The organism is Bradyrhizobium sp. dw_411 (assembly GCF_018449695.1).
Classification (GTDB): domain Bacteria; phylum Pseudomonadota; class Alphaproteobacteria; order Rhizobiales; family Xanthobacteraceae; genus Bradyrhizobium.
Genome location: NZ_JAAVUY010000010.1, coordinates 42340 through 64260, shown reverse-complemented (window position 1 = coordinate 64260; position 21921 = coordinate 42340). Strand labels below are relative to the sequence as shown.

18 protein-coding genes are annotated in these 21921 nt (G+C 62.8%); 15 read left to right on the top strand and 3 right to left on the bottom strand.

Annotated elements, in window-relative coordinates:
• The first annotated feature begins 119 nt into the window (after nt 1–119).
• The 4 genes from HB676_RS18350 (at nt 120) to HB676_RS18335 (ending at nt 3324) form a co-directional block, all read left to right on the top strand.
• Nucleotides 120–1940, top strand: coding sequence for a sensor histidine kinase (locus HB676_RS18350; RefSeq protein ID WP_213739278.1), 1821 nt, complete (start codon nt 120–122; stop codon nt 1938–1940).
• Complete coding sequence (locus HB676_RS18345) at nt 1937–2464, top strand: HPr kinase/phosphatase C-terminal domain-containing protein (RefSeq protein ID WP_213739276.1); 528 nt, start codon at nt 1937–1939, stop codon at nt 2462–2464. The genes HB676_RS18350 and HB676_RS18345 overlap by 4 nt, the downstream gene beginning before the upstream one ends.
• Nucleotides 2465–2596: 132 nt before the next feature.
• A complete protein-coding gene (locus HB676_RS18340; RefSeq protein WP_024509305.1) occupies nt 2597–2998 on the top strand; it encodes a PTS sugar transporter subunit IIA in 402 nt (133 codons plus the stop codon).
• Nucleotides 2995–3324: an HPr family phosphocarrier protein gene (locus HB676_RS18335; RefSeq protein WP_213739275.1), complete on the top strand. Its 330-nt coding sequence runs from the start codon at nt 2995–2997 to the stop codon at nt 3322–3324. Before HB676_RS18340 ends, HB676_RS18335 begins: the two co-directional genes overlap by 4 nt.
• 123 nt (nt 3325–3447) lie before the next feature.
• Here the strand turns inward: HB676_RS18335 and HB676_RS18330 are convergent, their stop codons facing one another.
• Complete coding sequence (locus HB676_RS18330) at nt 3448–5079, bottom strand: glycosyltransferase family 39 protein (protein WP_213739274.1); 1632 nt, start codon at nt 5077–5079, stop codon at nt 3448–3450.
• A gap of 114 nt (nt 5080–5193) precedes the next feature.
• On the opposite strand from HB676_RS18330, the gene lepA reads away from it, so the two are divergent.
• The 4 genes from lepA (at nt 5194) to HB676_RS18310 (ending at nt 11227) form a co-directional block, all read left to right on the top strand.
• Nucleotides 5194–6999 (top strand): translation elongation factor 4, encoded by a 1806-nt coding sequence (gene lepA / locus HB676_RS18325; protein ID WP_213739272.1) that lies wholly within the window; start codon nt 5194–5196, stop codon nt 6997–6999.
• A 180-nt stretch (nt 7000–7179) separates the two neighbouring features.
• Nucleotides 7180–8355: an acyl-CoA dehydrogenase family protein gene (locus tag HB676_RS18320; protein WP_213739271.1), complete on the top strand. Its 1176-nt coding sequence runs from the start codon at nt 7180–7182 to the stop codon at nt 8353–8355.
• A gap of 241 nt (nt 8356–8596) precedes the next feature.
• Entirely contained in the window at nt 8597–10564 is a 1968-nt protein-coding gene (locus HB676_RS18315) for a methyl-accepting chemotaxis protein (protein WP_213739270.1), read from the top strand.
• Nucleotides 10565–10750: 186 nt separating this feature from the next.
• On the top strand, nt 10751–11227 hold the full coding sequence (locus tag HB676_RS18310; protein ID WP_249780320.1) for a DUF1801 domain-containing protein: 477 nt from the start codon (nt 10751–10753) through the stop codon (nt 11225–11227).
• Between the two features lie 9 nt (nt 11228–11236).
• On the opposite strand, the gene HB676_RS18305 is transcribed toward HB676_RS18310, so the two are convergent.
• A complete protein-coding gene (locus tag HB676_RS18305) occupies nt 11237–13327 on the bottom strand; it encodes an EAL domain-containing protein (RefSeq protein ID WP_249780339.1) in 2091 nt (696 codons plus the stop codon).
• 816 nt (nt 13328–14143) lie between these two features.
• Between HB676_RS18305 and mepA the strand changes: the two genes are divergently transcribed.
• The 6 genes from mepA (at nt 14144) to modC (ending at nt 18399) form a co-directional block, all read left to right on the top strand.
• Complete coding sequence (gene mepA, locus HB676_RS18300; RefSeq protein WP_213739266.1) at nt 14144–15091, top strand: penicillin-insensitive murein endopeptidase; 948 nt, start codon at nt 14144–14146, stop codon at nt 15089–15091.
• Nucleotides 15092–15289: 198 nt separating this feature from the next.
• Nucleotides 15290–15499, top strand: coding sequence for a TOBE domain-containing protein (locus HB676_RS18295; protein WP_213739265.1), 210 nt, complete (start codon nt 15290–15292; stop codon nt 15497–15499).
• A 1-nt stretch (nt 15500) separates the two neighbouring features.
• Nucleotides 15501–16010, top strand: a complete 510-nt coding sequence (locus tag HB676_RS18290) for a hypothetical protein (RefSeq protein ID WP_213739264.1) — start codon at nt 15501–15503, stop codon at nt 16008–16010.
• Nucleotides 16011–16199: 189 nt separating this feature from the next.
• On the top strand, nt 16200–17015 hold the full coding sequence (gene modA, locus HB676_RS18285; protein WP_213739262.1) for a molybdate ABC transporter substrate-binding protein: 816 nt from the start codon (nt 16200–16202) through the stop codon (nt 17013–17015).
• Between the two features lie 5 nt (nt 17016–17020).
• Nucleotides 17021–17716, top strand: coding sequence for a molybdate ABC transporter permease subunit (modB, locus tag HB676_RS18280; protein WP_213739260.1), 696 nt, complete (start codon nt 17021–17023; stop codon nt 17714–17716).
• A 2-nt stretch (nt 17717–17718) separates the two neighbouring features.
• Nucleotides 17719–18399, top strand: a complete 681-nt coding sequence (gene modC, locus HB676_RS18275; protein ID WP_213739258.1) for a molybdenum ABC transporter ATP-binding protein — start codon at nt 17719–17721, stop codon at nt 18397–18399.
• Between the two features lie 9 nt (nt 18400–18408).
• Here the strand turns inward: modC and HB676_RS18270 are convergent, their stop codons facing one another.
• Nucleotides 18409–20202 (bottom strand): potassium/proton antiporter, encoded by a 1794-nt coding sequence (locus tag HB676_RS18270; RefSeq protein ID WP_213739256.1) that lies wholly within the window; start codon nt 20200–20202, stop codon nt 18409–18411.
• A 245-nt stretch (nt 20203–20447) separates the two neighbouring features.
• On the opposite strand from HB676_RS18270, the gene HB676_RS18265 reads away from it, so the two are divergent.
• On the top strand, nt 20448–21755 hold the full coding sequence (locus HB676_RS18265; RefSeq protein WP_213739255.1) for a mechanosensitive ion channel domain-containing protein: 1308 nt from the start codon (nt 20448–20450) through the stop codon (nt 21753–21755).
• Nucleotides 21756–21921 lie beyond the last annotated feature (166 nt).

Genomic DNA, 21921 nt, shown 5'->3' with positions numbered 1-21921 from the left:
AGACTTCTGCGCGCGGCTTGTTGACTGACGCAGCCGCGCGTCTGGGGTACCATGCCAAGGTGACTTACTAAGTCGACTTGCCAAGGCGAGACTTTGAGAAACAACAGCGGTTTTGGCCATTGCTAGATCGAACGCCGCCTGATCCGAGCCTGAATGCCGAGGACGCCTCGTCGTCCGCCGTGCAGGATGCCGTCGTCGCCGACACCACGCCGGCGGTGCCGGGCTGGCAGCGGCCGCTCGATTGGCTGCGCCGGCTCGGCCAGTTTTTCTTGACGCTCAGTTTCTCCAGCCTGACCCGCCGCATCGTTTCACTCAACATCGCCGGCCTGCTCGCGCTGGTGGCCAGCATTCTCTATCTCTCGCAATTCCGCGCCGGCCTGATCGATGCGCGGGCGCAAAGCCTTCTGGTGCAGGCCGAGATCATCGCCGGCGCGATCGCGGCTTCGGCGACGGTCGAGACCAATACGATCACCATCGATCCCGACCGGCTGCAGGATCTCAAGCCCGGTGAAACCTACGGCGCGCCGGACGAATATGCCGGCCTCGATTTTCCGATCAATCCGGAGCGCGTCGCGCCGGTGTTGCGGCGGCTGATCTCGCCGACCAAGACCCGGGCCCGAATTTTCGACCGCGACGGCGGACTCATCCTCGACAGCCGCAATCTCTACGGCCGTGGCGACGTGCTGCGCTTCGAACTGCCGCCGCCGACGGTGGAGAAGCCGGGCTTCGCCGAACGCACCACGATTGCGGTCCGTACATGGCTCAATCGCGGCGACCTGCCGCTCTATCGCGAGCTCGGGCCGGAGAACGGCAATGGCTACCAGGAAGTCGCGCAATCGCTGGACGGCCAAAAGAGCAGCATGGTGCGGGTCAACGAACGCGGCGAGGTGATCGTCTCGGTGGCGGTGCCGGTGCAGCGTTTCCGCGCGGTGCATGGCGCGCTGATGCTCTCGACCCAGGGCGACGACATCGACCAGATGGTGACCGCCGAACGGCTCGCGATCCTGAAAGTCGGCGGCGTTGCCGCGGTGGTGATGATCGCGCTGTCCCTGCTGCTGGCGAGCACCATCGCCGGCCCGGTGCGCCGGTTGGCCGACAGCGCCGAGCGCGTCCGGCGCCGGATCCGCACCCGCGTCGAGATTCCCGATTTCACCCGCCGCCGCGACGAGATCGGGCATCTCTCCGGCGCGCTGCGCGACATGACGGACGCGCTGTATAACCGCATCGAGGCGATCGAGATGTTTGCCGCCGATGTCGCCCATGAATTGAAGAACCCGCTGACATCGCTGCGCTCCGCGGTCGAGACGCTGCCGCTGGCGCGCAACGAGAACAGCCGCTCACGGCTGCTCGCCGTGATCGAGCATGACGTCAAGCGGCTGGACCGGCTGATCTCCGACATATCCGATGCCAGCCGGCTCGACGCCGAATTGCAGCGGCAGGATATGACGTCGGTCGATCTGCGTCGTTTGCTGACCACCCTGACCACGGTCGCCAACGAAACCAAGCGCGGCAACAACGTCGCGGTCGAAGTCCGCTTCGAAGGCCGAAACCACGGCGATACGTTCTCGGTGCCCGGCCATGATTCACGGCTGGGCCAGGTGATCTCGAATCTACTGGTCAATGCCCAGTCGTTCTCCGAGGCGGACGGCAAAGTCCGCATCATTTGCCGCCGCATCAAGTCGGAAATCGAAATCGTGGTCGACGATGACGGCCCGGGCATTCGCGACGACGCGCTGCAACGGATCTTCGAGCGCTTCTACACCGACCGCCCGCACCAGGGTTTTGGACAGAATTCCGGACTGGGGCTATCGATCTCCAAGCAGATCGTGGAAGCCCATGGCGGGCGTATCTGGGCAGAGAACCGCGCAGGCCCCGTCAGTGCCGATGGCGAAGCGACCATCGCCGGCGCGCGCTTTGTGGTCAGGCTGCCCGTGCCATGACGGACGCAGCCAATGCGAGCGTCCACGCTTCGGCGGTATTGGTTGGAAATTGCGCCGTGCTGATCCGCGGGCCGTCTGGGGCCGGCAAGTCGCGGCTGGCGTTCGATCTGATCCTGGCCGGGCGTGCCGGGCAGATCGCACCGGCGGTGCTGATCGGCGATGACCGCGTCCATCTCGAGACCCGCCAGGACCGCATCATCGTGCGACCGGCGCGCGAGCTGGCGGGCCTGATCGAAATCAGGGGGTTAGGCATTCGGCGCTGCGATTTTGCCGAACAGGCCATTGTCGGGCTGGTTGTCGACCTCAACGCGGCGGACGCCGAGCGGCTGCCGCCACCGGAAGCCTTGGTGACCCGCCTTCACGGTGTCAATTTACCGCGAATTCCCGTAGAAGCGGGTTACTCAGCACTTCCCTTGATTGTAGCTGAACTAACGACAACTCCGGGTTATGCTCATACTCAACCTTCGTCCAGTTGTGCGAAGGGAATTGGTAACCATATCAGTCCCACACTCGCGACCGAATAGACCGGCGCTGACTCTCCTGCCAAGCATTAAATTCAGGGAGAATCGCGAAAATGCCCCCTTGCGCGAGGGCTCTGGATGGTCAAAGTGGCGCGTTCGTGCGGTGCACCAAAAAGCACCCACGAGGAGTTTCCGATGATTGGTCTAGTACTTGTGACCCATGGGCGCCTTGCCGACGAATTCAAGGCGGCGCTCGAACACGTCATGGGCCCGCAAAAACAAATCGAAGCCGTGACAATCGGTGCCGAAGACGACTCCGATTTATGTCGAAGTGACATTATCGAAGCGGTCAATCGCGTCGACAGTGGCGATGGCGTTGCGATCCTCACCGACATGTTCGGCGGCACGCCTTCAAATCTTGCGATCTCCTGTATGAGCCGCCCGAAGGTGGAAGTGCTCGCGGGGATCAATCTTCCCATGCTGGTCAAGCTTGCCAAGGTTCGCGAGGAGCGATCGCTTCCCGACGCCATTGCGATGGCCCAGGAAGCCGGGCGCAAATACGTGACCATCGCGAGCCGGGTCCTCGCAGGCAAATGAGCGAGGACGACGCGTCGCCCGAAGAAATTGCCGGACCGAGCGTCCCGGCCGGCGCCGTGTCCCGTGAACTTCCCATCATCAACAAGCGCGGCTTGCATGCCCGCGCCTCCGCCAAATTCGTCCAGATGGTCGAGCGCTTCAACGCCGAAGTCTGGGTCACCAAAGGCACTGAGACCGTCGGCGGCACCTCGATCATGGGATTGATGATGCTGTCCGCAGGCCCCGGCACATCGATCACCGTCTCCGCGATCGGTCCCGAAGCCGAAGCGGCGATTGACGCGATTACCGAGCTGGTCGGCAGCAAGTTCAACGAAGAAGGCCTGTGAGCGGCAGGGAATTTTCTCGACGTCATTCCGGGGCACGCGAAGCGTGAACCCGGAATCTCGAGATTCCGGGCTCGATGCGCATCGCCCCGGAATGACGCTGAGCTTCAGGACTCGCGCAATCGCTCACTTCCCCGGCGGAACGATATAGACCTTCCAGGTGATCGCCGGACCGGGATGACCCGCAAAGAAGCGTTGCGTGGTGATTGCCACCTGCTCTGCATCCTTGCCGTTGGCCGCCATCCAGGCCTCGCAGACCGGCAGCCGCGTGTCCGTCGTATCACAGACGCCGATGAAGCCGAGCCGCCTGGCTTCTTCAAGCGAGGTCAGCCCCGACGACCAGACTTCGCCCGGCGTAAACGGCGCCGGATGATCGGGACTGTAGAACGTCATGGGTTCGCCGATCTCCGTCGTGCCGGCGACGACAGCCCATCGCGTGTTGAAACGCGTATGCCATTCCTGCGTCAATTGGCGGGCCAGTTGAGAGCGTGCGCCGTAAGCTGAAGCGCCGTTGGGGTTCAATTTCATCTCGTAGGCCGCGATGCGCGGCGACGCGAAAAGCACCGCCATCGTGGCGACGAACCAGATCGCAACGATATTAAATAGCGCGATCTTCTGCAGCCGCAGCGCCGGTATCGCGACCAGCGCCAACGGGGTCAGAAAGAACAGCGAGATACCCCAATCGGTCTTCATATAGATCGTGAAGAACAAGCCGCCGAGCGGCGGCCCGATCGCGACCACGATCTGGATGATCCAGATGTTGAGCGCCTGCGACAGGTTCACGCCCGCATTCAGGCCCCGCGACCAGGGCTGCGTCAGCAATGCCAGCGGCTGCCGCAGCAGCGTCACCCACCATCGTGGCCGCAGCGCCAGCGCAAGCACCGCCAGCGCCACGGACACCGCCAGCAGCGCCAGATTGTGGTCGATATAGCCGAGCACGAGTCCGGCGCTTTGCGTGCGGCTCGACAATCCATAGACGTCGCCGGCATAGGTCAGCGGCACGAAGTCCACTTCCTTCAGCCAAATCAGATGCGGGATCATCGCCACCAGCAGCGTGACGATGGCGACCCATGGCGCGGGCGAGCGCAGAAACAACAGCCGGTCGGGATGAATCAGCGCGGCGAGCCCGACCGCGCCGATCATGGTCAGCACCCAGTATTTCGTCATCAGCGCCAGCGCACCGGCAAGACCGAGCCACAGGCCCGATCTGACGCTGCGCTTTTCGAACGCGTTCAGATAGGCCAGCACCACCAGCGGCAGCGTTACCAGTTGCAGCAGATCCGGATTATATTTGAAGCCCTTGAAATTGAAGATCGGATAGAGCGCCAGCATCACCACGACGAAAAAGGCGCGGCGGTAATCCACCACGCGCACAGCGATCAACCAGCAAACCACGAGGCCGCAGCTCAAGGTCGCCATCGCCAGCGCATACGTGGCCCAGTCGGTGACCGGGAACAGCTTGAACCACAAACCCGCGACCCAGCCCGCCAGCGGCGGATGCTTGCCATAGCCGAGCTGGAATTTCTGACCCCAGGCGAACGCTTCGGCGACGTCCATATGGACGTCCTGCGCGGCCTTCAGGTTGATCAGGATGAAGGTCCAGAACCACGCATGGAGGGTGGCAAAACCGATCACCAGCCACGGGGCGTTCTTGCGGCTGGAAGCCCACCCCGCCAGCCACGCCGTCAGCCGCCGGAAACTCGGTCGCCGCCGCCGGCGCGCACGGGACGAAGCGGGCAAAAATGATGCAGTTGACATGGCCCTGTGCGTAGCGCGTTTTTCGCGGAAGTGGAATCAGCTTGGCGTGAAGAACCGCCGCTAAAATGGCGTAATATGGTTGCCGCGTCGGGGGCCGAATGCTATCCCGCGCCCATGACATCCATCCCTATTTCCAACATCCGCAACTTCGCCATTGTTGCGCATATCGACCATGGCAAATCGACGCTGGCCGACCGTCTGATCCAGACCACCGGGGGCCTGCAGGCGCGCGAGATGAAGGAACAAGTGCTCGATTCCATGGATATCGAACGCGAGCGCGGCATCACCATCAAGGCGCAGACGGTGCGGCTGACCTACCCGGCCAAGGACGGCAAAACCTATATCCTCAACCTGATCGACACACCCGGCCATGTCGACTTCGCCTATGAAGTGTCGCGCTCGCTGGCGGCCTGCGAAGGCTCGCTGCTGGTGGTCGATGCCAGCCAGGGCGTCGAGGCGCAGACCCTCGCCAACGTCTATCACGCGCTCGATGCCGGCCATGAGATCGTGCCGGTGCTCAACAAGATCGACCTGCCGGCGGCGGAACCGGACCAGGTCAAGAAGCAGATCGAGGACGTGATCGGTATCGATGCGTCGGATGCGGTGATGATTTCGGCCAAGACCGGCCTTGGGATCGATGACGTGCTGGAAGCGATCGTCAACCGGCTGCCGGCGCCGAAAGGCGACCGCGACGCGTCGTTAAAGGCGCTGCTGGTCGATAGCTGGTACGACGTCTATCTCGGTGTCGTGGTGCTGGTCCGGATCGTTGATGGCGTGATGAAGAAAAATCAGCGCATCCGGATGATGGGCACCAACGCCGCCTATGACGTCGAGCGCGTCGGCTTCTTCACGCCGAAGATGCAGCAGATCGAGGAACTCGGCCCCGGCGAGATCGGCTTCATCACCGCCGCGATCAAGGAAGTCGCTGACACGCGCGTCGGCGATACCATCACCGACGACCGCAAGCCGGTGACGGACATGCTGCCCGGCTTCAAGCCGGCCATTCCGGTGGTGTTCTGCGGCCTGTTCCCGGTCGACGCCGACGACTTCGAGACGCTGCGCGCCGCGATGGGCAAATTGCGGCTCAACGACGCCAGCTTTTCGTTTGAAATGGAAACCTCCGCTGCGCTCGGCTTCGGTTTCCGCTGCGGCTTCCTCGGCCTGCTGCATCTGGAGATCATCCAGGAGCGGCTGTCGCGCGAATTCGATCTCAATCTGATCGCGACCGCGCCGTCGGTCATTTACAAAATGCGTCTCACCGACGGACAGGTGATCGAGATTCACAATCCGATCGACATGCCCGACGTAGTGAAGATCGCCGAGATCGAAGAGCCCTGGATCGAGGCCACCATCCTCACCCCGGACGAATATCTCGGCAGCGTGCTCAAGCTGTGCCAGGACCGCCGCGGTTCGCAGAAAGAGCTCACCTATGTGGGCAACCGCGCGATGGTGAAATACGAACTGCCGCTCAACGAGGTGGTGTTCGATTTCTACGACCGCCTGAAATCGGTCTCCAAGGGCTACGCCTCGTTCGACTATCACCTCACCGACTACAAGCCCGCCGACCTCGTCAAGATGCAGATCCTGGTCAACAACGAGCCGGTGGATGCGCTGTCGATGCTGGTCCACAAGACGCGCGCCGAAGGCCGTGGCCGCGCCATGGTCGAGAAGATGAAGGAACTGATCCCGCCGCACATGTTCCAGATCCCGATCCAGGCCGCGATCGGCGGCAAGGTGATCGCCCGCGAAACCGTGCGCGCACTGCGCAAGGACGTCACCGCCAAATGCTACGGCGGCGACATCACGCGGAAGAGAAAACTTCTGGAGAAGCAGAAGGAAGGCAAAAAGAAAATGCGGCAGTTCGGCAAGGTCGACATCCCGCAGGAAGCCTTTATTGCCGCGCTGAAGGTGGATAGCTGAGGGAACGCCTTCCTTTTGCTATCGTTTTTGCCGCATCGCACGCGCCCCGTCGCACGGGAACGGCGCGATTACCGACATGCAGCCCGCGCATCGCTATCCCCTCGCTTTCATCTTGATCCGTATCGCCAGATAGACCAACATGGCGCTAATTGATCACTCGATAAAGGGCGAGGAAACCGTATGAATAAGCCCGCAACGTTGGGCCTGATCGAGCGCGCCAAGTCGCTCGCACCCCTGATCGCGCAAGAGGCCGACGAGATCGAGCGGACCCGGCGTCTCACGCCGCCGGTGGTCTCCGCCCTGCTCGAAAACGGGCTTTACCGCTCGCTGCTGCCGCAAAGCGTCGGGGGACATGAGGCGCAGCCCCAGATTTTCATGCAGATGATCGAGGAAATCGCCAAGGTCGATGCCTCCACCGCCTGGTGCCTCGGCCAGTGCAGCGTCTGCGGGATGACGGCGGCTTATCTCGATCTCGATGTGGCGCATCAAATATTCGACGCGCCCGACGCCGTCCTCGCCTGGGGCGCGGTCTCCCACGCGGTGCAGGCGGAGCCAGGCGGGTATCGCATCTCTGCGCGCTGGGATTTCGCCAGCGGCTCGCGCCAGGCCAATTGGCTCGGCGCCCATGTCCAGATCATCCAGCCCGACGGCACCAAGCGGCTAAGGGCCAATGGCGCGCCGGAGGTGCATACCATCGTATTCCCCGCAACCAGCGCCACCATGTACGACGTCTGGGACGTGATCGGGCTGCGCGGCACCGGCACCGACTCCTATTCGGTCGAGGATCTGTTCATCCCGGAAAATTTCATCGCGTTTCGCGACGATCCCTCCGGCTTGCGCGAAAAAGGCCCGCTCTACGCCTTCACGACCTTCGCGATGTTCGGACTGGGCTTCGCCGCGATCTCGGTCGGCGTTGCGCGCGCAACGCTCGATGCCATGATCGATCTGGCGCGGGGCAAGGCGTCGCTCGGCCAGAAAGCGATGCGCGAGAACAATGCGGTTCTGGCCGGGCTCGGGCGCATGGAAGGCAATCTACGCGCCGCACGCGCCTATATCTATGCCAACGCCAATGAGGCCTGGGAGGAGGCGCTGCAAACCGGCAAGCTCTCGGAAGATCGCCGCCTCGCGCTGCGTCTGGCCGCGACCTGGACCATTCATCAGGCCGCCTCCGTGGTCGATGCCGCCTATCACATGGCGGGCGCCACCGCCGTGTTCCGCGCCAACAAGTTCGAGCGCCGGTTCCGCGACATGCACGCGATCGCGCAGCAGATCCAGGCCCGCGACACCCATTATGAGGATGTCGGCAGAATGTTGCTGGATGCCAGCGCCACTATCCCGCGCGGACCGACAAACTAGGACGTATTCAGGCGAAGAGGATACCCGCGCCAAATGGCCGCGGGTCCGATACCGGATGTCATCCGTGCCGGCGGGGGCGTAGAAATACGCACGGGTGGCGCTTTCCACAGGCCGCTGAGCTGGCGCTTCTCTGCGACCACTAGGGTTGTGTTTGCGCAAGCTTGCGACCCTGCGGGCAAGCAGTTGTTAAGCACTTTCTGGGACCGTCCGCAGTCATACTGACGCGGAGCCCCGACTTCCCATGTTCCAACTTCGATCGATCGCGGCCCGCCTGATCCTCGCGATCTCGCTGACCGTCGCGGCGGCCTGCGGCATCCTCGGAACGTTCTCGATCATCCAGGAGCGCGCCCTGATGCGGCTGGCGCTCGATCAGCAGCTCAAGCTGCAATATGACAGCGTCATTGCCGCCATCGATTACGAAGGCCGGGCCGCGATGGCGGTCAGCGCCGTGGTCGCCAATCTGCCGCCGGTCGCGGAAGCTGTTGCCAACGGCGACCGCGACGCACTGGCCGCGCTGCTCACGGCGCCGATGGCGGCGTTGAAGCTGCAGGGCATCCCGCTGATCAGCTTCCACGCGCCGCCGGCCATCGCCTTCTTCCGGGCCCACGATCCCAAGACGTTCGGCGAGGACATCTCGGTGCGGCGCACGACCGTGGTGGAGTCAAACAAGACCGGCAAGCCGATCGTCGGTGTCGAGGCCGGACGGGATTCGCTGAGTATCTTCGCGATGACGCCGCTGATGCGCGACGGCAAGAGCCTGGCCGTCGCCGATATCGGCGTACCCTTTGGCAAGCAATTCGTCGACAGCACCAAGCAGCGCTTCGGTGTCGATCTCGCCGTGCATCGCTTCGACGGCAAGGCCTTCGCCAGGATCTCTTCGACCATGGGCGACAGCTTGGAGGCTACCCAGGACGAACTCAAAAGCGTGTTCGATGGCGGCACCTTGCGTCGCGACGCCATGCTCAACGGCCATCCCGCCGCGCTCTATCTCGGGCAGGTCAAGAATTATGCCGGTCAGCCGATCGCGGTAATCGAACTGGTCAAGGATACCACCGCCTATGAGGCGGCCGCGGCAAGCTCGCAGCGCAATCTCGTTTTCGGCGCGCTCGCCATTCTTGCCGCCGCCGCTTTGCTGGCATTCCTGCTCGGCCGCGGCATGTCGCGCCCGCTGACGGCGATTACCGATGTGATGAAGCGCCTGTCGAGCGGCGATACCGATGTGACGATCCCCGGCGGCGACCGAAAGGATGAACTCGGCTCGATGGCGGGCGCGGTCGATGTATTCCGCCGCAACATAATCGAGGCGCGCACGCTGCGCGATGCGCAGGAGGCCGCCAAGCTGCAGACCGAAGACGAGAAGAAGACGTTACAGCGCCGGATGGCCGATCGTTTCGAGGCCGACGTCAAAAGCGTGGTGGGCGCCGTGGCGCGGGCCACGGAGGACATGCAGCGCGCGGCGGTGAAGATCACCGAAAGCGTCAACGGCACATCCGAACAGGCCACGGCGGCCGCTGCCGCCTCCGAGGAAGCATCGGCCAGCGTCAGCACGGTCGCCGCGGCCACCGAACAACTGGCTTCGTCGGTGGCCGAGATCGGCCGCCAGGTCACCCACTCCAGCGATGTCGCCGATGCCGCCGTGACCAAGGCCGGTGAGACCACCGAAATGGTCGGAGGCCTCGCGGCCGCGAGCGAGAAAATCGGCGATGTGCTTCGCCTGATCGGCGCGATCGCGAGCCAGACCAATTTGCTGGCGCTGAACGCCACCATCGAGGCGGCCCGCGCGGGTGAAGCCGGCCGGGGCTTTGCCGTAGTCGCATCCGAAGTCAAAAATCTCGCCAGCCAGACCGCGAAGGCCACCGAGGAGATCGCCGGTCAGGTCGCCGCGATCCAGTCCTCCACCAGCAATTGCGTCGCGGCGATCGGCGGCATCGGCAGCACCATCCGGGAAATCAGCGGGATTGCGATCACCATCGCGGCAGCCGTCGAACAACAAGGCTCGGCGACGCGCGAGATTGCGCGCAGCGTGCAACAGGTCGCCGCCGGGACCAGCGAAGTCGCCGTCAACGTCGCCGGCGCCAGCCATGCGGCGGACCAGTCGCGCGTACTGGCCGATACCGTTCTCGGAGCATCCAACCAGCTCAACCAGCACACGGCCGCGCTGTTCGAAAGCGTCGACACCTTCCTCGCCGGCCTGCGCAACGCCGCTTAGAGCCTCATCGGTTCTGATTGAATCAGAACCGTGCTCTGGTCTTTTGTTTTAAGGCGTTTTCTTCACGCGAACCGGTGTCCACTTCGCTCGAAAACGCTATGGATGCTTTGCCGTAACTGATTCCGGCGCGCGTTAAACCATGCTCTAATCGCAACCGATTGTCAGACTAAAATCTTGGAAAGTCGGATGAAGGCCACGATGAAGAAGGCCGCGAAGACAACACGCGTGGCGAAAAAAAGCCCGCCCGCTCCGTCGGACCCCGCGGTCGAAGCCGTGTTCGACGCCTATCCAAAGCCGCTCAAGACCAAATTGCTGGCGCTGCGGCGCCTGATCTTCGATACCGCCAGGACCACCAAGGGCGTCGGCGCACTGCAGGAAACCCTGAAATGGGGCCAGCCGAGCTATCTCACGCCGGAAACAAAAAGCGGCAGCACGATCCGGATCGATCAGGTGAAATCCACCCCCGGCCAATACGCCGTGTACTTCCACTGCCAGACCAATCTGGTCGAGACCTTTCGCGAGCTCTACCCCAAGGAATTGCGCTATGGCGGTAACCGCAGCATCTTGCTGAATGCGCAGGACGAGGTCCCCGAGGCGGCGCTGCGCCACTGCGTGGCGCTGGCGCTGACCTATCATCTCACCAGGCGTAAAACCGCGCGCTAGATCCCGATCTCAGGCGACGCGTTCGGTGCTCCCGGACACGCGGATATGGTCGCCGGATTGCATCTTCAACATTTCGAGGATTTCGGCATTGGGCCGCGCGTGGCTGAACAGGAAGCCCTGAGCCTCGTGGCAACCTTCGTTGCGCAGGCAGTTCAGTTCAGCTTCCGTCTCGACACCCTCGGCGGTGATGGTGACGCCCAGACCGACGCCGAGGCTGATGATCGAACGCACGATCGCCTGCGCGTCGCGATTTGCGGCGAGGTCGCGCACGAACGACTGGTCGATCTTGATCTTGTCGAACGGAAAGCTTCGCAGATAACTCAGACTGGAATAGCCGGTGCCGAAATCGTCCATCGAGATGCGCACGCCCAGCGCCCGCAACGCATGCAGCGTGGCCAGCACCTGGCCGCTTTTTTCCAAAAGCAAGGTCTCGGTGATTTCCAGCTCCAGCCGCTTGGCCGACAGGCCGGATTGCTTGAGCGCATCCATCACGATCGACAGCAGATTGCCGGTGCGGAACTGCAGCGGTGACAAATTGACCGCGACCCGCACATCCTCCGGCCACAGTACGGCATCGGCGCAGGCGCGGCGCAGCATCAGGCCACCGAGGCCGTTGATCAGGCCGGTTTCCTCGGCGACGGGGATGAATTCCGCAGGCGAAATCATGCCGCGTTCGGGATCCGGCCAGCGTACCAGCACCTCGAAACCGGTGATGCGTCCGGTCGCCAGATCGATCAGCGGCTGGTAATAGGGCCGCAGTACTTCGTTCTGGATCGCATCACGCAGGTCCGCTTCGATCTTGCGGCGGCTTTGGGCACGCGCGTCCATTCCCGCTTCGAAAAAGCTGAAAGTACCGCGCGAATCGTTCTTGGCGCGCGACAGCGCCATATCCGCGTTCTTGAGCAGCTTTTCGGACTCGTCACCGTCACCGGGCGCCATCGCGATCCCGATGCTGGCGCCGATCACGATGGAATGACCGTCAAACAAATAGGGGTCGCCAATCGCCTCCAGCAGCCGCCTGGCCAGCAATACCGCATCGTCCGGCCGCGTCAGCCCGCTCTGGACGATCGCGAATTCGTCGGAGTTGAGGCGGGCCAGCGTGTCTTCCTCGCGCAACGTCGAGCGCAGCCGCTTGGCGACCGCGCGCAACAGCTTGTCGCCGATGCCATGGCCGAGCGAATCGTTGACCGCCTTGAAATTGTCGATGCCGAGCACGAGCACCGCCGCCTTGTCCGAGCTGCGCCGCGTATGCAGCAGGATCTCGTCCATCTTCTGACGCAGCAGGTTGCGGTTCGGCAGGCCCGTCAGGCTGTCGTGCTGGGCCATGAAGGCGAGCCGCGCTTCGGCGCGCTTGCGCTCCGTGATGTCCATCAGCGCCAGCAGCACCGCCGGCTGGTCGCCATACATCAACTGACGCGAATAGATCGCCAGATCGATCAATGTGCCGTCGGCCCGCACATGCTTCCAGGTCCGCGCCGCCTGTTCGTCGCTGCTATGCTCGCCGATCCATGGCGGATCGGATGCAAAGGCCTGCACGCTGCGGATGGTGAGTTTCTCGAACTCCGCACGGCTATAGCCGTAATGCTCGACCGCGGCGGCATTGACGTCAAGGATACGTTCATCGTCCAGCGCGCAGACGATCATCGGAATAGGATTGCTGTCGAACAACAGCCGGAACGAGGCCTCCCGCTGCTTCAGCTCGGTGATATCGACGCGCAGGCCGATGACGCCGCCGTCCTCGGTCAGCCGCTCCTCGATCAGAATGCAGCGGCCATCGGCCAGGACCTGCTCATGGCGCTCGCTGGGCTGATAAAGCCGGGCCAGCCGCTCGGCGATCCATTCCTCTTCGCGGCCGATCGCTTCGGGATAATCACCGCGCTCGACGCCGATGCGGATGGTGTCCTGCAATCGCGCGCCGGGCACGAACAGGTCCGAACTGCGGCTATAGATTTCAGCGTATTTCTTGTTCCAGAGAATGTAGCGGCCATCGGCGTCGAGAAACACAATGCCCTGCGGCAGGATGTCGATCGCCTCGCGCAGCCGCTCGTGGGATTTTCGCGCTTCCGCGACCGCCGCCTCGGCCTCCGCACGCATGCGCATGATCTCGCCGACCTCGGCTGAAACAAGCCGATTGCGATTTGCGCGTTTCGGGCTGCGCTTGGCCGCCTGGCTGGTCAACGCTGTGCGGGTACTCGCCGCGCGCTTGTTCTTTTTTGTTTTCTTCGCCGGACTTGTCGGCATTGGCGCCTCACTTGCATTCTGCGGGTACCGTTCTCCGATAAGTATCTGAAAAATTGGTATCTCTTGCCGCAGCGCCTTCGCGCCGCTGGGCTCGATTGCGCACAATACGGGTGTTGCCGGTGTTCCCCTTGCCCGTTTAAGAGGCGAATTTGCCAATAAACAAGGGAAAGACAGCCGGCGGCGGTCGCACAGCCGCCAGCCCTTATCAAATCGTCTAAGCTCTGTTCACGCACGTTGGGATTGCATCCAGACTGCGCGAAATTTCGTCAATGATTTATAGGGTTATCGAACGGTAAAAACCGCGGCTTGCATTGCCGGTTCCGTCATCCCTTCGAAATCCCGTTCCGTGTATTGCGGGCCATCGACGCTGACGCCTGCGCCGGGATGATTTGTCCATCCGGACCACGACATCGGCGCGGGCGGATGTCAGCGCCAAACCGAACAATACCGACATCGGCAAATATCCCTTGGGCGAACCTTCCGCCTGTCAGCAGCTTCATGCTCGCGCTCCTGCCGCCGCCCAATACGACGGATGATGCGAATTCAGTCTGGCTTGTAAAGACGGCGCGCTGGTTGAGCGTTTGCGAAAGCACTGGGGATCAAGCGATTGCGATGGGCGCGTCATATTCCGAATGCGTAATTTCGTGCTACCCTCGTGTGATATAGAGTGCCCTCATGAATCTCCGTCTGATTCTCACTTCCCTGCTCGCATCCGCCGCCATCGTCAGCGCCTCCGCCGCACTGGCGCAGGACAAGGGCAGCGTCGATCCAAAGCCGCTACCGCCACTGGCCAATCCCAACGATCCCAAACTCGGCGCCAAGGAGCTGTTCGGCCGCAAGATCCTTCCCACCACGGGACCGACGCGCGTGGTCGGCTTCTACGCCCATGGCTGCATCGCAGGCGCGCAGGCGCTGCCGATCAACGGCGACACCTGGCAGGTGATGCGCTTGTCACGCAATCGCAACTGGGCGCATCCCGACATGGTCGCGTTGCTGGAACGCCTGTCGGCCAAGGTCCACAAGGACGCCGGCTGGCCCGGGATATTGGTCGGCGACATGTCGCAGCCGCGCGGCGGTCCGATGTTCACCGGCCATGCCAGCCATCAGGTCGGACTCGATGCCGACATCTGGCTGACGCCGATGCCCAACCGGACGTTGTCGCGCAATGAACGCGAGGAAATGTCCGCCGTCATGATGGTGCGCCATGACCGGCTCGATATCGATCCGACCGTCTGGACGCCGAACCATCTGACCGTGATCCGTGATGCCGCGCAGGAGCCGAGCGTCCAGCGCATCTTCGTCAATGCCGCGATCAAGAAGGCGCTGTGCCGCGAAGCCAAGGGCGACCGCAGCTGGCTCTCCAAGGTACGCCCGATGTACGGCCATGATTATCATTTCCACATCCGTATCAAATGCCCCGCGGGTGCGACCGAATGCGAAACCCAGCCGCCGCCCTCGGACGAAGAAGGCTGCAATGCGGCAGATTTCACTTATTGGTTCCAGGATTCGGTTCTTCATCCCAAGCCTGAGCCCGAGCCTGCGAAACCGCGGCCGGCGATGACGATGGCGGCTCTGCCGCCCGCCTGCCGCCAGGTGCTGGCTGCCCCGAATGCCAAGCCTTAATGAACCAAGCCTCAATGAACCGAGCCATGGCGAACCATGACGGCGTTTCATTCCGCCTGAAAATGCGCTAATCCTCAGGTCTCGCCGCGCCGTAAGCGCGGGCGAAGCTTCGGATCAGGGCTACTGATTCCATTCCATCCCGATATGCCGGTGCAGGCCTTCGTCATGCACGGGATGAACACTGTAAAGGATCGATTCATGCGCATCAGTGCACGCAATCAAATCAAAGGCACCGTCGTCGAAGTGAAGAAGGGCGCGACAACGTCGCACGTCCTCGTCGATATCGGCAACGGTCACACCATCACCTCCTCGATTACCAATGAGGCGGTCGATGAATTGGGCATCAAGGCCAAGGGCCACGTTACCGTCGTCGTGAAGGCTTCGGACGTCATGATCGGAGTAGACTAATATGCGCGCACCGCTTCTCGTTGCCTTGACGTTGCTTGGAGCGGTGCCCGCATGGGCGGCAGACGAGCCGAGCGGCTGCGACAAGTTCAAGTGGAATATCGATCACGAGCGCGCGGTGCTCACCGCGCCGGATCGCGTCAAGCTGGCCTCGGGCGCTGAGCTTGCGGCCGTGCCGGCCACCGGCATGACCGTGAGCTTGACCACGCCAGCCGAGGCCAAGCTGCCCACGCCGCCGGAACGCGCGCCCAAGGAAGGCACCTTCGCCGGCTTCATCGGCTTCAAAAGCGTGAAGGCCGGGATTTACACCGTCAGCATGCCAACCGGTGCCTGGATCGATTTAGTGCAGGATGGACATAACCTGAAGCCCAAAGCGTTCAGCGGTGCGACCGATTGCGACGGCATCCGCAAGACCGTGAAGTTCGAGCTTTCGGCAAGCCCGTTCGTGCTGCAACTCACCGGAACCAAGGACAATTCGATATCGGTCGCGATCCTGCCGTCTGAATTGCCCTGACCAGATCCCGCGCGCCCTGACGTCTGCGGACTTTACCCCGACCATCAGCCTGCTATTGTTTTTGCACGCGATATCCCCGGCGACCGTAAGTCGCCGGGATCAGTGGAACGGCGCTTCCGCCTGTCGCATTTTTCACCCATGCCTGACTTGCGCGCGAATAGCGCCGCGGGCCGGAGCGGAGCGCCTTTCATGCATCGTCTTTTAACGCATCGTCCTTTCACGCGTCCTCTCGCCGGGCTTTTCATCGCCATCACGCTCCTGTGCGGATCTGCCGCATCCCCGGCTTTGGCGCAGGACAAGAGCCTGACGGTATTTGCCGCGGCGTCGATGAAGAATGCACTCGACGAGCTTGATGCCGCCTATACCGCCAAGACCGGCGTCAAGATCACTGCGAGCTATGCCGCGAGTTCGGTGCTGGCCAAGCAGATCGAACAGGGCGCGCCGGCGGACATTTTCGTCTCCGCCGATACCGACTGGATGGATTATGCGATTGCCAAGAAGTCCATCAACGAGCCGACGCGGATCAACCTGCTCGGCAACAGCATCGTCCTGATCGCCCCGAAGGACTCCGGCGTCGCGAATGTCACGATCGGCCAGGGCTTCGATCTCGCCAAATTGGCCGGTGCCGGCAAGATCGCGACCGGCGATGTGAGCTCGGTTCCGGTCGGCAAATACGCCAAGGCGGCATTGGAAAAACTCGGCGCCTGGGACGCTGCGGCGCCGAAATTCGCAATGGCCGAGAGCGTGCGCGCGGCACTGACATTGGTGGCGCGCCAGGAAGCGGTGCTCGGGATCGTCTATGCCACCGACGCCAAGGTCGAGCCTGGCGTCAAGATCGTCGGCACCTTCCCGGCCAATTCACATCCGCCGATCATCTACCCGGTGGCGGCGACGACGACCGCGAAGACCGAAGCCAAGGATTATCTCACCTTCCTGCAGACTGCAGCCGCGAAGGCCGTGTTCGATAAATACGGGTTCTCGTTTCTCGCCAGCCCCACAAACTAAAACGCGTGTTCGACATCTCGCCAACGGAATGGACGGCGATCCAGCTTTCGCTGCGGGTCGCCACGGTCGCAACATTGGTCGCCACGCCGCTCGGGATCGCGGTGGCATGGCTGCTGGCGCGGCGTGAATTCTGGGGCAAGTCGGTCGTCGATGCGATTATTCATCTGCCGCTGGTGCTGCCGCCGGTCGTCACCGGCTATCTGCTGCTGCTGACATTCGGCCGGCGCGGCCTGGTCGGCACGTGGCTTGCCGACCATCTCGGGCTCGTATTCGCGTTTCGCTGGACCGGCGCCGCGCTGGCGTGCGGCATCATGTCGTTTCCGCTGCTGGTGCGGCCGATCCGGCTGTCGATCGAGGCCGTGGATCAGCGGCTGGAGCAGGCGGCGGGAACGCTGGGCGCGACGCCGTGGCGGGTGTTCCTGAGCGTCACGTTACCACTGGCGCTGCCGGGCGTGCTCGGCGGGATGGTGCTCGGCTTCGCCAAGGCGATCGGCGAATTCGGCGCGACCATCACGTTTGTCTCGAATATTCCGGGCGAGACCCAGACCATTTCGTCGGCGATCTATTCCCTGATCCAGACGCCTGACGGCGATACCGCAGCGCTGCGGCTGGTCGTGGTTTCGGTTCTGATCGCGATGGCCGCGCTGATTGCTTCCGAGTGGTTCGCGCAACGCGCCACCCAACGCCTGCATGGGAATTGACCATGCTGCGGGTCGATGTCTCAAAACAACTCGGCGAATTTTCGGTGGAGGCTTCGTTTGCCAGCGAAGGCCGCGTGACCGGACTGTTCGGCGCCTCCGGCGCCGGCAAGTCCTCGCTGATCAACATGATCGCGGGACTGCTGCAACCGGATCGCGGCGTCATCAGCATCGATGGCGAAACGCTGGATAACACCGCTGAACACATCCATATCCCGGTGCATCGCCGCCGGATCGGCTATGTATTCCAGGACGCGCGGCTGTTTCCGCATCTCGATGTGCGCCACAACCTCGACTACGGGCGGCGCATGAACCGTCTTGCCGACGACCCCGCCGCGCGCAAGCGCGTCATCGATCTGCTCGATATCGGCAATTTGCTGGACCGCCGTCCCGGCCGGCTGTCCGGCGGCGAGCGCCATCGCGTAGCGCTCGGACGCGCTCTGCTGTCGCAGCCGAGGTTGTTGCTGCTGGACGAGCCGCTGAGTTCGCTGGATGAAGAGCGCAAGGAGGAAATCCTGCCCTATCTGATGCGCCTGCGCGATGAAGCCGGTATTCCCATGGTCTATGTCAGCCACGACGCCGCCGAGTTGCGCCAGCTTGCGACCGAGATCGTGATGCTCCGGCGCGGACGCGTCACCGCCTTCGGCGGCGCCGAGGTGCTGCCGCCGGCCGTGTCGCCAGCCTGAACCCAATCGCTAAATCCCGGCGACCGACGCCCATATCTTCGACAGCCTGGCCTTGAATGCGGCCATCCGCGTCAGCGGGGCCGCCGCTTCCTGCTCTTCAGGCAGGCGAAGGCCGACGACATTGACGCGGCCGCCGCTAAGGCTGCGCGCCACCAGATCGATGGGATCGAGCGTCAGCGTCGCGCCTTCCTTGGGCGCATGATCGAGATGGATGTCGAAATAATCCGCCAGTGTCAGTTTCGCTTGCTCCGCATCGACGTTGACGCCGTAGATCTGTGCCAGTTCGCCCAGCGTGTGTTCGCCTGACACCATGAAGTCGCCAAGCAGATGCGGATCGGGCGCCGAACTCGGCAGCATGTCGACAAAGAACCGATCCAGCGCTTCGGCCTTTTCCGGCGGCGCCAGCAAATAGATGTAGTCGCCGGGCCGAACCGGATCGGCCTCGGCCGGCGAGAGAATATGCTGATCGCGGATCACCAGTGTCGGCTTCGACCAGGACGGAATGAGTCCGCGCCGGAAATACAGGCTTTTCGGCCGCACCGAATAGCCGACCAATTGCTGCTCGAGCTGACCGGGCAGATCAAGCTCGACCCGCCGCGGCGCACGATCAGCCCGCGGCAACGCGACGTGGAGACGTCTCGCGGCGGCGGCCAGCGTCCAGCCCTGCAGCAACAGCGAGATGATGACGACGACAAAGGCGACGTCGAAATAGAGATAGGCTTTCGACAGGCCAACCAGCATCGGGATCGAGGCCAGGAAGATCGCGACCGCACCACGCAAACCGGTCCAGGCGATGAAGATTTTTTCGCGCCAATTGAAGCGAAACGGCATCAGGCAGAAGAATACCGCGAGCGGCCGCGCCACCAGCATCAGCACCAGCGCGATGATCACGGCCGGCACAATGCTGGTGACCAGCCGCTGCGGCGAGACCAGGAGGCCGAGCATCACGAACATCACGATCTGCGCCAGCCAGGTTGCGGCGTCGAGAAACGTCACGACCGAATTATGCGCGCGGGTCGGCCGGTTGCCGATGATGATGCCGGCCAGATAGACCGAGAGAAACCCTGAGGCGTGGCCTATTTGCGCCGCGCCAAAAATCACCAGCGCGGCGGTGGTAACAAAAGGCGCGTGCAGGCCCTGCGGCAGCGCCACGCGATTGAGCGCCAGCACCACCAGACGGCCGCCGATGATGCCGACAATGCCGCCAAGCACAGCTTCACGGAGAAGTTCCGAAATCACATGCGACGCCGAGCTTTGGCCGACCGAAATAAGCTCGACCAGCATCAGCGTGAGGAACACCGCGAACGGATCGTTGGTACCGGATTCCGCCTCCAGCGTCGCGCCGACACGGGGACGCAGCCGCAAGCCCTGCGCGTGCACCAGAAGAAACACCGCCGCCGCGTCGGTGGACGCGACCACCGCACCCACCAGCAGCCCTTCGGTCCAGTTCAGGTCGAGCGCATATTTGGCGACCGGTGCGGTGATCAATGCCGTCAGCAGCACGCCAACGGTGGCCAATACCATCGAGGGCGCCAGTACCGCACGAATGCTCTGAAACCGCGTGCGCAGGCCGCCATCGAACAGGATCAGCGCCAGTGCGACCGATCCCACCAGATAGGTGGTGTGGACATCGTCGAACCGCACCTGCCCGGGGCCGGAATCCCCCGCCAGCATGCCGACCACGAGAAACACCAGCAGCAACGGCGCGCCGAAGCGCAGCGCAAGCAGGCTGGACAGAATGCCGGCCATCACCAGAACGGAGCCGAGAAGAATGGCTATGCTGACCGAGTCGAGAGAAGCCATGAACCTCCGCAGGTCGCTGCAAATAATTGTGCAAATCCTTGCAATTGCATCCTTATCGTCGCCGCACCTCGACGCCAACCCATTTATGACGATAGCGGCAATGTGCCCGATCCTGTGGCTAAGTCCACGTCACCGGCTCCAGCAGATATTGGCGTATCGATGGCGTCGGCGCCGTGGTTATGGGAATCTGCCGGCGCTTCGAATCAAACTCGCCCTGACGATCCACCCAAGTATGAGATTTGACGATGGACATGTCTGACGTCACCGATTTCCTCCACACCGCGGCCCGTTCGGTCGGGGCCGAGGTCACGTCGCCATGGTTCTATCTGCAACTCGGGCTGATCCTGGCCGCTACCGGCATCGCCTTCGCCAGCGACGCCGCCATTCGGTCGCGGATCGACACGACTTCGCTGGCGATGGGCTGGCCCGCGCCGCTGCGGCTGTTGGTGCGGGTATTGATCGGCAGCGTCTCCACCGCGGTCTTTGCCATCGTAATCATCGCCGCCCGCGTCACTATGTATCACGCGACATGGCCAAGCCGGAGTTACCTGCTGATCGTCGCGGCGAAACTCGCGCTCGCCTGGCTCGCCATCCGGCTCGTCACTTCGGTCATTCGTAACGCCTTCATCGTCAGACTTGTGTCGCTGTCGGCATGGCTGGTGGCGGCCCTGAGCATCATCAACCAGCTCGATCCGACCATCGATGCGCTGGATTCGGTCTCTATCGTGCTCGGCGGATTACGGCTGACGCCCCTGCTGTTGATCAAGCTCGGCGTGCTGCTGGCCGTGGCGTTGTGGCTGTCGAATATCGCCAGCAATTTTGCCGAAAGCCGGATCACGCGCTCCAGCGATCTCACGCCGTCGATCCAGGTGCTGCTGGTCAAGATGATCCGCCTTGCGCTGATGATATTCGCAGTGGCGATGGTGATGAGCGCGGTCGGCATCAATCTTTCGGCGCTCGCGATCTTCTCCGGCGCGGCCGGCGTCGGCATCGGCTTCGGCCTGCAGAAAATCGTCGCCAATTTCATCAGCGGCATCATCCTGCTGGCGGACAAGTCCGTGAAGCCCGGCGATCTGGTCACCATCGGCGACAGTTCGGGGCGCATCAGCGCGATGAAGACCCGCTATATTTCGGTGGCGGCCGGCGACGGCCGCGAGTTCCTGATTCCGAATGAGGATCTGGTGACGCAGAAAGTCACCAACTGGACCTACACCGACAAGAACACGCTGGTGAAGGTCAATTTCGGCACCAATTACGAGGCCGATCCGCGGCTGGTCTGCAAGCTCGCCATCGGCATCGCCGCCGCGTCGCCGCGGGCGTTCAAGGACAAGCCGCCGAACTGCATCCTGACCGAGTTCGCCGAGGCCGGGATGAAGTTTTCCCTGACCTTCTGGATTTCCGATCCTGACGGCATGGACAATGTGAAGAGCGACGTGATGCTGTCGCTGTGGGAGACGTTCAAGCGCGAGGGCATCCGGGTGCCCTACCCGGTGCGAGAAATCCGTGTCCGCGGCGGCGCCCTGCCGGTCGAAACCATCGAGGTTTCGGGCTGAGCGGAGACCCTTATTCCGGCTGGAGCCGTACCGGGAATACCCGCAGTTCCGGCTGTGTCCTATGCGGCGGAGGGGCCTTGGGCGGCCAACCTTGGCTTGCACTCACAGCGCCAATCATTAAATTAGGCCCTCAAATCAACCCCTTCCCACAAAGATACCCCCGCCC